The sequence below is a fragment of the Sphingobium sp. B11D3A genome (genome assembly GCF_025961695.1).
GTDB lineage: Bacteria > Pseudomonadota > Alphaproteobacteria > Sphingomonadales > Sphingomonadaceae > Sphingobium.
Genome location: NZ_JAOQOE010000001.1, coordinates 3196368 through 3209284, shown reverse-complemented (window position 1 = coordinate 3209284; position 12917 = coordinate 3196368). Strand labels below are relative to the sequence as shown.

The following is a 12917-nucleotide window of genomic DNA, read 5'->3' as shown; positions in this document are numbered from 1 at the left end:
AATAAGCTGCCACAGATAGGAGATTTCATGGTCAGTCCGGCGCAACCTGTTTCTCCCCTTGCGGAGACGGCGGATATCGACGCCCCCATCATCGAGGCTTCGGCGGGCGAGATCTTCCTGCGGCGGCTGGCGGCCAACGGCATCGAGTATCTGTTCGCCAATGGCGGCACGGACTTTGCGCCGGTGATCGAGGGCTTTGCCCATGCGCAGGTGGCGGACTTCAAGGTGCCCACGCCCATCCTCATCCCGCATGAGACCGCCGCGCTCGGCATGGCGCATGGCTATTATCTGGCGACCGGACGCCCGCAGGCGGTGATGGTCCACACCAATGTGGGCCTGGCCAATTGCGTGATGGGCGTGCTCAACGCGGCCTCCGACCAGGTGCCGATGCTCCTCGCCAGCGGCATCACCCCGCATACGGAGCACGGGCCGCTCGGCCACCGCAACTCGCCGATCAACTGGGGCCAGAACATGCGCGACCAGACCGCGATGGTGCGCGAGCCGGTGAAGTGGGACGCCACCCTCTCCCTCCCCGAGCAGATCGCCCCGCTGGTCGACCGCGCGGTGGCCATCGCCACCTCCAGCCCGCGCGGCCCGGTGTATCTGGGCCTGCCGCGCGAGGCGCTGTGCGAGGTGACAACCTATCGCGACAGCAAGCCGCGCAATGCCGCCGCCCGCGCCGCGCCGCATCCGGAGGATCTGGCGGAAGCCGCGCGGCTGCTCGATGCCGCGGAGCGCCCGCTGATCGTCGCCTTCCGGACGGGTGCGCGGGGCGGCGGGTTCGACGCGCTCACCGCCTTTGCGGAGCGCCACGCGATCCCCGTGGTCGAGTTCTGGCCCTCGCAGCTCTCCATCGACGGCGCATCGCCCATGCATGGCGGGTTCGACCCCGGCGAGGACCTGGCGGCGGCGGACGTGGTGCTGGTGCTCGATGCCATCGTGCCCTGGCTGCCGCACCGCCACGGCTTTGCCGAGCAGGCGACGGTGATCCAGGCCGGGGCCGATCCGCACCAGCTGGAAGTGCCCCTGCGCGGCTTTGCCACCGATCTGGCGCTGACCGGCGAATCCGCCCACATCATTGCCGCGCTGGACGAGGCGATGCGCGCGCTGACCCCAGAGCGGGACCGATCCGCCCGCTTCGCCCGGCTGGCCGATCGCCACGCCGCACGGCGCGCGCAGCTGGACAGCGCGGTGCGCGCCGGGCCGCCGATGTCCGCCGCCTTCGTCACCCGCGCCATCGTGGAGCTGATCGGCGCGGAGGGGTGCATCGTCAGCGAGCTGGGCGCCAAGCCGGAATTCGTGACCGGCCTGCGCGGCGACCAGTTCTTCCAGAACCCGATCTCAGGCGGGCTCGGCTGGGGGCTCCCCGCCGCGCTGGGCGTGCAGCTGGCGGACCGCGACCGGCTCGTCGTCGCGACGGTGGGCGATGGCAGCTACATGTTCGCCAATCCGGTCGCCTGCCACCAGATCGCCGAGGCGCACGGCCTGCAGCTGCTCACCATCGTCTATAATAACGGCATCTGGGGCGCGGTGCGCGGATCGACCCTGGGCATCTACCCCCAGGGCCACGCGGCGCGCGCCAATGTGATGCCGATCACATCGCTCGAGCCGCTACCCGACTTCTGCAAGATCGCGCAGGCCTCACGCGCCTGGACCGCGCGCGTGGCCGACCCGGCCGCGCTGGCCGACACGCTGCGCGAGGCGGCGCGGGTGATCCGGGAGGAGAAGCGGCAGGTGTTGGTGGAGGTGAAGGTGGGGCGATAGGGGGGAAGTATAACTTCGCCAAATCTCGGCAGCGCAAAGTGCGGACATCAATTCTGATCAGGGCGTTAATTTATCCGCGTGTCAAATCTGATGGAATAAATCTTAATCAGAGCCAAATGCACAATTTATGCCATGGGATAAATGCCAAAGATTGAGCCAAATAAACCACTACAAATATCCACGGCACAACGCTTTCGACCCGGTGAAATGGTTTATGCCGTTTGCCATCTCCGTCTGGATCAAGATTTTTCCACTCCAACCCGAAAGGTTGTTCTACGAGTCGTAGCTCGATGTCATTTATGACATTAAATTTCGCTTGATTTAGTGTCTTATAACTTTGGATATTCTGATACCACAAGGCACAGATAGCTAAACCGGCCACCGTTACAATAACGAGTGTGACCGAACTAGGCGCGAGCGTTTTGAGAAAAGCCGATCCGCCCACTAGAAAGGTGTTCACGGAGAGATAGAAGTTATTTGCAGCTTGTCGCCGTTGGCTGACGCGATCAGCCATTTCAACGAGCAACTTATATATCTCCAAGCGCTCGCTCTGAGCCGCCGCACTTGGCATCGTCGATTTCACCAAGGCTGAGGAACCTCGCGGCTCCTATTGTAGGCCGAGCGCACTCTGTCTGTCCACTCTGCCAACGGTTGTTTCCACCGATCAGAATGAAGTTGAGGAGGGTCGTCCAAGTCGAATTCGGGCATCGAAAGCTCCGTCGCACCTCGGTCCAGAAGACCATCGTCTAGAACCCCAGCTTCACGCCAAACGAGGATTGGCAATCCACGTTGATAGCCCATCGCAGGCTCAATTTGACAGTATGGGCTGCTGAGCCAAACCCCAGAACGCGGGCTCGACTTCTCCCCCACATCCGAGTCAGGGCGGTCCATGCCTTGAGCAATATATGTCTTGCGGAAGGCCAATGTGATCAACCCATAGCTCGCAGCCATCAGCTTTCGGATCGCCACGAGCGGGGCGTCCATGCTATACTCGTTCCGACCTAACGTTACGGGCCGAAAGTCAGCCCTGCGAAGATGCTCCTCAATACCACTCAAAAATTGCTCTTGCCGTTCAAGAAACGGCTTGGGACAGCTAACGAATACAGGAATACGCATAACTAGAGCCTGTTAAGGAAATTTGAAATATTATCCCACGTCCATTCTACAATGGATAAACCATATAGTTCGGGAGGCAACACGAAGGGTCGATTGTCTTGGGTAGCATACATACCCATCAGAGGGACATCCTCCTCCCTTGCGGTTCTAATCTCAAATAGCTGACCGCTAGCGTTAGCTGTGTTTTGAGTCACGAACGCGATCATTCCGTCACAGCCACGAATACGCGTGCGACAACGGTTCTTCCAATCCGATGACCACGGCTCTTTCACCGACATATCGGTCCACTCGAATGGAGTTCGTTGATTACGTGCTTGCCCCACCAAGCGGTCGCGTGCCCATCTGTCTTCAATAGCGAAGGCGATGAATATTCGATGATGCATTGCCATACACTACTCCCCCGAGAAGTTTCTGGACTGGATACCTACTCCGTCTCACTTCTTCCTTATGATATATATGTTTTGAACACCAGTATCTCGACAGTGTGAAACTTGATCAGAGAAAGCAATTTAATCGGCTTTCACACTGTCATTTGGATTTCGCAGCCCCCTCACCCCACCGGCCGGCTCACCACCTGCAGTTCCTGATAGGCCCGTATTCCCAGCACGCCATGCTCGCGGCCGTAGCCGGAGTCCTTCATGCCGCCGAAGGGCACGTCTGACTCGTTGAGGCCGTGGCGGTTGATCCAGACGGTGCCGGCCATCAGCTGCCCGGCGACGGCGCGGGCGCGGGTTTCGTCCGTGCTCCAGACGGAGGCGCCGAGGCCGAAGCGGGTAGCGTTGGCGCGCTGCACGGCTTCGTCTTCGCTGGCGAAGCTGAGCACGGGCATGACCGGGCCGAACTGCTCCTCGCAGACCAGGGGCACGCTCTCATCCAGCCCGGCGATGATGGTCGGCTCGATGAAATAGCCCCCCTCGCCGTGCGCGCCGCCCTGCGCCCCTCTGCTAGCGCTCCCGCCCGTCAACAGCTGCGCGCCGGGGCGGGCGACGGCGTCTTCCAGATAGGCCTTCACCTTCTCATATTGCGGCAGGTTCTGGATGGGGCCCATGTCCATGCCGGGGGTGCTGCCGGGGCCGACCTTGAGCGCGCGCACCTTCTCGACCAGCTTTTCCAGAAAGGCATCGCACACGGGCTCGGCCACATAGACGCGCTTGATGGCCATGCAGATCTGCCCGCAATTGTAGAAGCCGCTGCGCGCGATGCCGGCGGCGGCCTTGTCCAGATCCGCATCGGCCAGCACCAGCGTCGCATCATTGCCGCCCAGCTCCAGCGTGATGCGCTTGAGCGTGGCGGCGGCGCTGGCCATCACCTTCTTGCCGGTGGCGACCGAGCCGGTGAAGCTGATCTTGTCGATCCCCTCATGCGCGGTCATCCAGGCGCCCAGATCATTGCCGCCGGCGAGGACGTTCATCACGCCGGCGGGCAGCACATCCGCCGCGAGCGCGCCCACGGCCAGCGTGGTGAGCGGCGTGTAGGGCGAGGGCTTCAGGATCAGCGTGTTGCCGGTGTAGAGCGCCTGCGCGACCTTGTGCATGGCGAGCGCGATGGGGAAGTTCCACGGCGCGATGGCGCCGACGACGCCCAGGGGATGGTAGCGCAGCTCCACCTTGCCGCGCGCATCATCGCGCAGCACCTCATCGCTGATCGCCAGCGCGGCGAGCTGCTTCATGTGATGCGCGGCGACGGTCAGCTCCATGCGCGCCTGCTCGATGGGCTTGCCATGCTCGCGGGTGAGCAAGGGGGCGAGGCGATCGGCGGCGGCGGCGATGCTGTCGGCGAGGGCGTGGATGAACGCGCGGCGATCCTCCGGCGTGCGCGCGGCCCAGGCCGGGAAGGCCGCGCGGGCAGCGGCGACGGCGGCATCGAGATCGGCCTGCGACGCCTCCGGGCAGAGCGCGAAGGGGCGGCCGGTGGCGGGATCGATCACCGCGAAGCTGCGCCCCCCGTCCTCGAAAGCGCCCTGCACGAGCCTGCCGCCAATGAGATGCGCGTCCGCGCCCGCCACGCTCGCCGGCCGCTCCAGCACTGTTCCCTCGCCCATCCATCATCTCCTGACTCGTTTGCGCAGGAGCATGGATATTGTTGTTTGAATCTACAACCCCGAAATCGTGCTGGCCGAAATCGGGCGGGGATCGCTCAGGGATTTTCGGCGAGGTAGCGGCCGAGCATGTCGTGCAGCTTCTGGGCGAAGGCGCGGTCCAGCATCATGGCGCCATCGCTGCGGGTCTCCGGCGCGGGGGCACTCTCGATGCGCGGCACCTTGCCCAGCGCATCGACATCCTCCACCACCCCGCTCACGCGCTTGAGCTGCTGATCGAGCTGGCCGAGAAACGCCAGAAAATCATCGCCTTGCTTGCGGGTGAAGGGCATCTGCAGCACCTCGTTGAGGCGCAGCGCGAGGGCATAGGTCTGCTCATGCACGGTCTTGCCATGATCGGTGAGCTGGAGCAGCACCGAGCGGCTGTCCGACGGATTGGCCTGCTTCTCGATGATCCCGCGCTCGACCAGCGAGGAGACGACGCGGCTGGCATAGCTCTTCTCCAGATGCGCATCCGCCGCGACCTGCTTGAACGAGACGGAACCATAGCTGGCGGTGATGCCGATCACGCGGCATTCCGGCAGCGAGAGCCCCAGGTGCCGGCGATAATATTCCTCGGAAATCCCTTCGGAAAAGCGCGCCACCATATGGAGGCGAAAGGTCATCAGGTTGCGGAAGCTCGGCCGATCCACCGATGCGCCGGCCTTCTTTCTGGCCACAGAACAGGTCCCCCTTGGTTTCGAACGGACCGGTATAAGGGATGCCGCCGCCCGCGCACAACAAAAAGGCCCGCGCGGCAAACACGGGCTTGACGCACTTTGTTGTCTATGACAACGATTTGGCAAAGACGACATGAGTCCGCGGGTGCGCCCACGGATTCCCGGCAGATGACCAAGGAGGGATGCGCCATGCTGTCTGCAGAACAGAATGAAAAGTTGGCCCGCGTCGGCCCCGGCACGCCGATGGGCGAGCTGCTGCGCCGCTACTGGCACCCCATCGCCGGCGAAAGCGAGTTCGAGACGCGCGCCACCAAGCCGGTGCGGATCATGGGCGAGACTCTGGTGCTCTACAAGGATCTCTCCGGCCAGTTCGGCCTGATGGACCGCCACTGCCCCCACCGCCGCGCCGACATGGCCTGCGGCATGGTCGAGCCCGACGGGCTGCGCTGCAGCTATCATGGCTGGATGTTCGACGCGCAGGGCGCCTGCACCGAGCAACCCTTCGAGGATACCGCCAATCCGCAGGGGCGCTACAAGGACAAGGTGCGGATCAAGGCCTATCCGGTCCGCGCCCATGCCGGGCTGCTCTGGGCCTATATGGGCCCCCTCCCCGCACCCGAGCTGCCGGACTGGGAACCCTTCTCGTGGAAGAACGGCTTCCGCCAGATCGTGATCTCCGAGCTGCCGTGCAACTGGCTGCAGGGGCAGGAAAACTCGATGGACCCGATCCACTTCGAGTGGATGCACGCCAATTGGAGCAAGCGACTGCGCGGCGAGACCGGCCCCTATGGCCCCAAGCACCTCAAGATCGACTTCCGCGAATATGAGTATGGCTACACCTATAATCGCATCCGCGAGGACACGGACGAGACCAACCCGCTGTGGACCATCGGCCGCGCGTGCCTGTGGCCCAATGCGATGTTCACCGGCGACCATTTCGAGTTCCGCGTGCCCATCGACGATGAGACGATGATGAGCGTCGGCTGGTTCTTCACCCGCGTGCCGCGCGATGCCGAGCCCTATGTGCAGCAATCCATCCCGGTCTGGTTCGGCCCGATCAAGGACGAGCGCGGCGAGTGGATCACCAGCCATGTGATGAACCAGGATTTCGTCGCCTGGATCGGCCAGGGCACCATCTCGGACCGGACGCAGGAAAATCTCGGCCTGAGCGACAAGGGCATCGGCATGATGCGCCGCCAGTTCCTGCGCGACATGGAGAAGATCGGCCGCGGCGAAGACCCCAAGGCGATCATCCGCGACCCCGCGATCAACAAGGCGATCCCCCTGCCCACCATCCACCGCGACGCCGTGATGGAAGGCATGACCGCCGAGGAAATCGAAGCCGGCGGTGCGATGCACCTCAAGCGCTTCATCTTCCAATATGGCCAGCCCGCGCATGTGCTGAAGCTGCAGCAGGAGGCGATGCGCATCAGCCAGGACAATAAGGGCTATGTCGACGCCTGAGGGCGGCGGGCGACACGCGCACGATCAGCCGACCTCTCTCGGCATCAGACTGGCCCGGCTGGCGTGATCTGGCCGGGCTTTTTGTTGGGGGATGCCGCATGGCTGCGAGGTTCGTCCGGTGCGCCCTGGGCTCCTGCCTGCGCAGGAGCACTGGGGGTATTGGGCGGGCGTGAAGCTTGGCTCTCATCCTCCATGCTTCTGCGCAGGGAGGAGCCCAGGGCGGCGATAAGCGGAGTAAGCCGAGCGCTCCGTCCGCCCGATCTCCCAATCGCGCCCTCCCCGTCGTGCCACGTCCGCGCCTCTTGCGCCGTTGAACGGCTGATCTCAAAACGCGGTGTTCCGCTGCGATGAAATGCGCGGGCATCACGCATTGTTAACCCGATCTCGGACAGGAGAGCTTTAAGATCGGATGAATCATGAATTTGCTGGACATCGACACGCTGCAGCTCTGCAGCCTCGTGAATACGAGCGCCTTCGGCATCGTATTTCTGCTGCTTTGGCGTGGTCGAAAAGCGGATGATTATCTGCTGTTCTGGTCGGCAAGCGCGCTTCTCTACGGCGGTGTGATGATCGGCTTTGCCCTGTGGGGTGAGCGCGGCATGGGCGCTGCGACGGCGCTGTTGATGATGCTCGCCTTCAGCAACACGGTCTCCGTCATGGGCGTTCGCCGGTTCGAAGGCCGGCCCGTGCTCGCGCCGTGGATGGCGCTGCCGGCGCTGGTCATCGGCGTTGCCCATCTTGGGCCGCTGTTGCTGATGGCCCAAGGCTGGCTCCCGGCAGACTCCCAAATCCCGCGGATCGCCGATGTCCTTGGCCTGACCGCAGCCATGGCGATCAATGGGACAGCCATGATCTCGGGCCCATTGCGCGGGCAGCGGATCGCAGGCGCAGGCCTGCTCGCCTACATCCCCATATTCCTGATTTCGCTGGTGGGCCATCTGGGCGTGCTCTCGGGCGACCACTCGCTGGGCAGCCTGCCGCTGCTCGCAGATCAGGCGTTGCTCGGCATCATCAATCTTGGTTTGCTGGTGCTGCCAATCGATCAGGCGCAGGACGCGCTGCGCGCCGCAGCGCTTCGCGATCCGCTGACCGGCGTGTGGAACAGGGCGGGCCTGGAGGTGCAGAAGCAGCGCCTGCTCGCGCCTGGCGCGGCCGTCGTCGCGATCGATGTCGATCATTTCAAGGCCGTCAACGATCTGCACGGGCATGAGGCAGGCGACGCCGTCTTGCGCGGTATCGCTCAGGAGGCTGGCCGGATCGCACAGGCACAAGACGGCGCTCTCGCACGCATTGGTGGCGACGAATTCATCCTGCTGCTGCCGGCGAGTTGCGAAGGGCAACGCCTGATCGTCGAGGCGCTAATGAACCGATGCCGCGCCGCTGGCGCCGCACCGGGATCATGGAGTGTCAGCATAGGCTTCTCGCAGGTGACAGCGGCCGAAACAGCGTTCGAGCCTGCCGTCGTCCGGGCCGACAAGGCGCTGTATCACGCCAAGGCGGAGGGGCGGGATCGCGTTGCAGGATTGGCGGCGTGATGTGCAGCGGGTGGCTGATAGCACCTCACCGCTAACCCCACCGCCAACCGCAGGAGGCGATGCGCATCAGCCAGGACAATAAGGGCTATGTGGACGCCTGAGGGCGGCGGACGACGCCCGCGCGATCAGCCGACCTCTCTCGGCATCAGACTGGCCCGGCTGGCGTGATCTGGCCGGGCTTTTTGGTGGGGCCGCTCAATTGCGGAACGGCGCTTCGCGTTGATGAGCCTCTTGGGCGTTTTTTGCCGGGGCGTCTCCGGCATCGACATCACGTCAAACTTGAGCAATGCTCCATAGCATTATCGAATGGGGTGGGAATGGCTATCGAACATGTTGAAGCGACTGCTTTGTGGCAGCGCAGTCTGGCGACGCGCGAGAATGACTCTGCGTCGAAATATCGCGATCGGCTCCGGAGCGCGCTACTTACGATGCGCGAAAACGTGATTCCGTTCGTACGAAATATTCATCGGGATGTACTTGGCCTAACTGTGCACGAGGAATCCCACCTTGACGCCTTGTGGCAGACGGCCACGTGCATAGCCGGCGACGACTTCGAGCTGACCCCGATCGAGGCTTTCGTTTTCGGAGCTTCGATCCTGCTCCACGACACCGGCCTCGCCGTGGCCGCCTATCCCGGCGGGCTTGCAGACCTTGCCGAAACTGCAGCGTGGCGTGATGCTGAAGCGGGCGCTCGCGCACGTCGCGTGCCGGCCTCAACTGATCCTTTATCACGCGAGGAACAGCAGACGGTCCTATTCGCGACATTGCGTAAGCTTCACGCTGAGCAGGCGGAAAGACTGATCAGCTTCACCTTTAAGCGTCCTAACCGCGAGGAGGCGATACCGCTTCTCCAAGATGTGGGCCTCCACGATGCGCTGGGCGCTGCGATTGGACGCATTGCGCACAGCCACCATTGGAACAGCAACGATCTGACGAGCAAACTTGTTACGCACGCCGGCACTATTCCAGGCTTCCCTCCGGAATGGACCCTGAACGAACTGAAGGTGGCCTGCCTTTTGCGCTGTGCGGATGCTGCGCACATTGACGCGTTGCGTGCACCAACAATGCTGTTCGCGATCTCCGACGTCGCGGGCGTGTCAGCAGAGCACTGGACCTTCCAAAACAAGCTCAACTCAGTCACGCGAGCCAAGGACAAGCTGGTCTTCTACGCTGGCCAGCCGTTTCGGGTGGACGAGGCATCAAGTTGGTGGCTCGCATATGACACCATGCAGATGGTCGACGGTGAACTCAAATCGAGCAACGCGATCCTTGAGGAATCCGGATCACCGCAATTTGCTGCGACTGGCGTCTATGGCATCGAGGCACCGCGTCTCTTAAGCAAAACCGTGAGGGTGGAAGGCTGGACGCCTATAAGTGCCGAGGTCAAGGTTTCTGATCCGGTTCATCTTGCACGGACCCTCGGTGGTCGTAACCTCTATGGCTCAGGGGCGATTGCACCGGTCCGCGAGCTCCTTCAAAACGCGGTCGATGCCGTGCGCGCGCGGCGTGCCCATCAAAATCGCGAAAGCGATTGGGGCAAGATCCGATTGATCATCGAGTCACCGGACAGTGACCCGTCGGAGGTATGGCTCCACGTTGATGACCAAGGCACGGGTATGTCCGAGCGCGTAGTGACCGGACCGCTGATCGATTTCGGCAAATCGTTCTGGTCATCGACCCTAATGGACGAGGAATTCCCGGGACTACGCAGTCACGCTCCTAAGCTAGTCGGCAAATTTGGAATCGGCTTCTTTTCCATTTTCCTGCTGGGGGAAGCCGTACGTGTCATAACGCGAAGATTCGACGCCAGCGAGAATTCCGCTGCCGTCTTGAGCTTCGATGAACTGACCCGCAGACCTCTGCTGCGCCGAGCAGCTACCGGGGAGCTTCCGCTAGACTACACCACTCGCGTAAGCGTCAAACTCAACGACAAGGCGCGTGCTCAGCTAGCACCGAATAAGATAGGGCGATATCGCGCCGAACATCTCGTCAGTTTTGTGGCGCAGGTCGTGCACCTGATTGCTGCAGTCGATGTGGATATTGAGATCATTGATCGCGTCCATGGCGAAACGCGCAAACATTCTGGACAGTGGCTTGTTAGCCCCGCCGCTACTTTTCTAGAGGAAGTCTGCTCGCTCCAGGAGCCTCGGTTTGCACGGCATATCGTCTCGACCCATGCCGACCGTGTGCGACAGATTGTCGAATCAGACGGCACTGTTGTTGGTCGCGGCGCCTTGCTAGTTTCTACTTTAGGGAATGAGGGATCTTGCATCGTCTCAGTCGGCGGCTTTTCCGCACAGCGCCACACGTTTGAGCGCCATCCGCTTGTTTACGACGAAGAAGCGCAACGGCTCGTCGGTTTCATCGGCAGCAGTTCCGTAGTCGGCGTCGTTATCGGAGATACCCAAGATGCGGCTCGTGTCCGCGCGTCAGTCACTGCCTCGCGCGACGCGATCGCGCGCTGGGCAAAAGAGCAGGATGATCTGATCAACATTGATCGTTTCACTCCGGCGCATCAAGTCGAAATCTGCCACGCTCTCCTTAGGTTAGGTGCGGAATCATCTAGGCTGCCGTTTGGCTTTCTCGGCGGGCGATTCGCAACGGTTGAGCAATTTCGTCAGGCAATCGGCGAAAGCACTGTCGTGGATATTCCGATAAATCACACGGATTATCGCAACAGCCTAAATTTCCGGGATATCAACAAACTTACTACGCCGTATTTCACGTCGGTACTTCATGCAACTGTAGCGGTAGTATCTAAATCTACTTCCTCCGACCTCCTTAGCGAGGAAGACCGACGCGAAATTGTAGAGCGCGGACGCAAGACCCTTGATGATTCACAGGTTAAAAGTCTTTTAGATGATTATGCGTTGCGGCAGTTGTCTCGGATTGCAACAGAGGTCTGGTGTGCGAGGCCGATTTTTACCATCGAGCGCGTCAATTTGATTGCCGGGAACGCACCTGCGGGGCGGCTCGATTCTTGGGCGTTTCGGTTCAACAAAGCGAATTGAGAGGGTGCTGCCAGCGCAATTCCCACGCGCAGGATTTTCAAAACGAATTCAACGGTTCTCTTGGTGCGCCAGCCATCGTTCCCAATGGATGCCGCGTATCCGGAGGGCCAACTGTGAAAATATCTACCCACAACCGTCCCCAAATAAGCATTTGCGGTCTCGGAAAGTGTAATGAACGAATAACCGTTATCGGCAACGAGGTTCGCCCGCTCAACGTCGGCTGCGCGGGCGTACGCGGTCTTTAAATGATGCGTCGCCCCCTCAAACCTCCAAATTAAACACCTTCCGCGCATTATCCTCGAAGATCAGCTTCTTGTCGGCGTCGCTCAAAAAGTCGAACTTCTGGATGAACGGCGCGATGTGGTCCATTTGCTTGCCGGTGGCGGGATCGATGGTGGAGCCGACGCCGGGGCATTCGGAGCCGAACAGGCAGCGCTCGGGGCCGACGGTTTCGATGAGCAGGCGCAGGGCGCCCTCGGTGTAGAGCACGGTATCGAAATAGAGCTTGGCCATGCGCTCAGAGAAGAGGTGCTTGGTGCGGCGCGACTGGGATTCGAAGCGGCCGAGCTGATAGGGGATGGCGCCGCCGCCGTGGCTCACCACCACCTTGAGCTGCGGAAAATCATCGAACACCGATGAGGTGCAGAGGTTATAGGTGGCGATCGTCTCTTCATTGATGAAGTGCAGCGAATAAGGCGAGCGCTCGGACTGGGAGCCGGTGGCGTGGATGTGCGCGGGCAGATCCAGCTCGCACAGCTTCTCGTAGAGCGGATACCAGTAGCGGTCGCCCAGCGGCGGGGCTTCCTCGGCGCCATTCTCATAGGGGTCCGGGTTGAGCAGGAAGCCCTTGAAGCCCATGGCGACGCAGCGGTCCATCTCCGCAAAGACATTCTCGATGGGCTCGCCCGCCACTTGCGGCAGGCCGGCGACCGGGATGAACATCTCCGGGATGAGCGTGCACTGGCGGTGGATGAGGGTGTTCACCTCCTCGCAGAACCAGTGGACGACGCGCGCGGGCTTGGCCGAGTTCATCATCTGGAACGGGCGCGGCGAGATGAGCTGCATGTCCGTGCCGTGATTGTGCAGCAGCTCGATGTGCCCGTCCGGCCAGGTCTCCTTGTGGTGGGCGGCGGCAATGATCTGCTCGTCCGTCACCTTGACGCTCCCGCGCCCGTGCGAGCCGCGATGCGCGAGCAGGCTCGCCTTATAGGCCCAAAGCTCCACCGGAGCGCTGACGTGACCATGGCAGTCGATGATCATCGGGTGATCC

General features: G+C 61.9%; 9 protein-coding genes. 4 read left to right on the top strand and 5 right to left on the bottom strand.

The window, feature by feature from the left end; genetic code table 11:
* The first annotated feature begins 27 nt into the window (after nt 1-27).
* Nucleotides 28-1764, top strand: coding sequence for a thiamine pyrophosphate-requiring protein (locus M2332_RS14950; protein WP_264574671.1), 1737 nt, complete (start codon nt 28-30; stop codon nt 1762-1764).
* A gap of 106 nt (nt 1765-1870) precedes the next feature.
* On the opposite strand, the gene M2332_RS14945 is transcribed toward M2332_RS14950, so the two are convergent.
* The 4 genes from M2332_RS14945 to M2332_RS14935 form a co-directional block, all read right to left on the bottom strand.
* On the bottom strand, nt 1871-2350 hold the full coding sequence (locus M2332_RS14945; protein ID WP_264574670.1) for a hypothetical protein: 480 nt from the start codon (nt 2348-2350) through the stop codon (nt 1871-1873).
* A 532-nt stretch (nt 2351-2882) separates the two neighbouring features.
* Nucleotides 2883-3263: a TIR domain-containing protein gene (locus M2332_RS16670; RefSeq protein WP_413715988.1), complete on the bottom strand. Its 381-nt coding sequence runs from the start codon at nt 3261-3263 to the stop codon at nt 2883-2885.
* Between the two features lie 167 nt (nt 3264-3430).
* Nucleotides 3431-4921 (bottom strand): aldehyde dehydrogenase family protein, encoded by a 1491-nt coding sequence (locus tag M2332_RS14940; RefSeq protein WP_264574669.1) that lies wholly within the window; start codon nt 4919-4921, stop codon nt 3431-3433.
* Nucleotides 4922-5016: 95 nt separating this feature from the next.
* Nucleotides 5017-5637 carry a MarR family winged helix-turn-helix transcriptional regulator gene (locus M2332_RS14935; protein ID WP_264574668.1) on the bottom strand — a complete coding sequence of 207 codons (621 nt, stop codon included), beginning with the start codon at nt 5635-5637 and terminating at the stop codon, nt 5017-5019.
* A 189-nt stretch (nt 5638-5826) separates the two neighbouring features.
* Here M2332_RS14935 and M2332_RS14930 point away from each other — a divergent pair, with 189 nt between their 5' ends.
* From M2332_RS14930 to M2332_RS14920, 3 genes are all read left to right on the top strand, one after another.
* On the top strand, nt 5827-7101 hold the full coding sequence (locus M2332_RS14930) for an aromatic ring-hydroxylating dioxygenase subunit alpha (RefSeq protein ID WP_264574667.1): 1275 nt from the start codon (nt 5827-5829) through the stop codon (nt 7099-7101).
* A 416-nt stretch (nt 7102-7517) separates the two neighbouring features.
* Nucleotides 7518-8636: a sensor domain-containing diguanylate cyclase gene (locus tag M2332_RS14925; RefSeq protein ID WP_264574666.1), complete on the top strand. Its 1119-nt coding sequence runs from the start codon at nt 7518-7520 to the stop codon at nt 8634-8636.
* Nucleotides 8637-8953: 317 nt separating this feature from the next.
* Nucleotides 8954-11647 carry a hypothetical protein gene (locus M2332_RS14920; RefSeq protein ID WP_264574665.1) on the top strand — a complete coding sequence of 898 codons (2694 nt, stop codon included), beginning with the start codon at nt 8954-8956 and terminating at the stop codon, nt 11645-11647.
* A 261-nt stretch (nt 11648-11908) separates the two neighbouring features.
* Here the strand turns inward: M2332_RS14920 and M2332_RS14915 are convergent, their stop codons facing one another.
* Complete coding sequence (locus M2332_RS14915; RefSeq protein ID WP_181558959.1) at nt 11909-12907, bottom strand: amidohydrolase family protein; 999 nt, start codon at nt 12905-12907, stop codon at nt 11909-11911.
* Nucleotides 12908-12917: the final 10 nt, after the last annotated feature.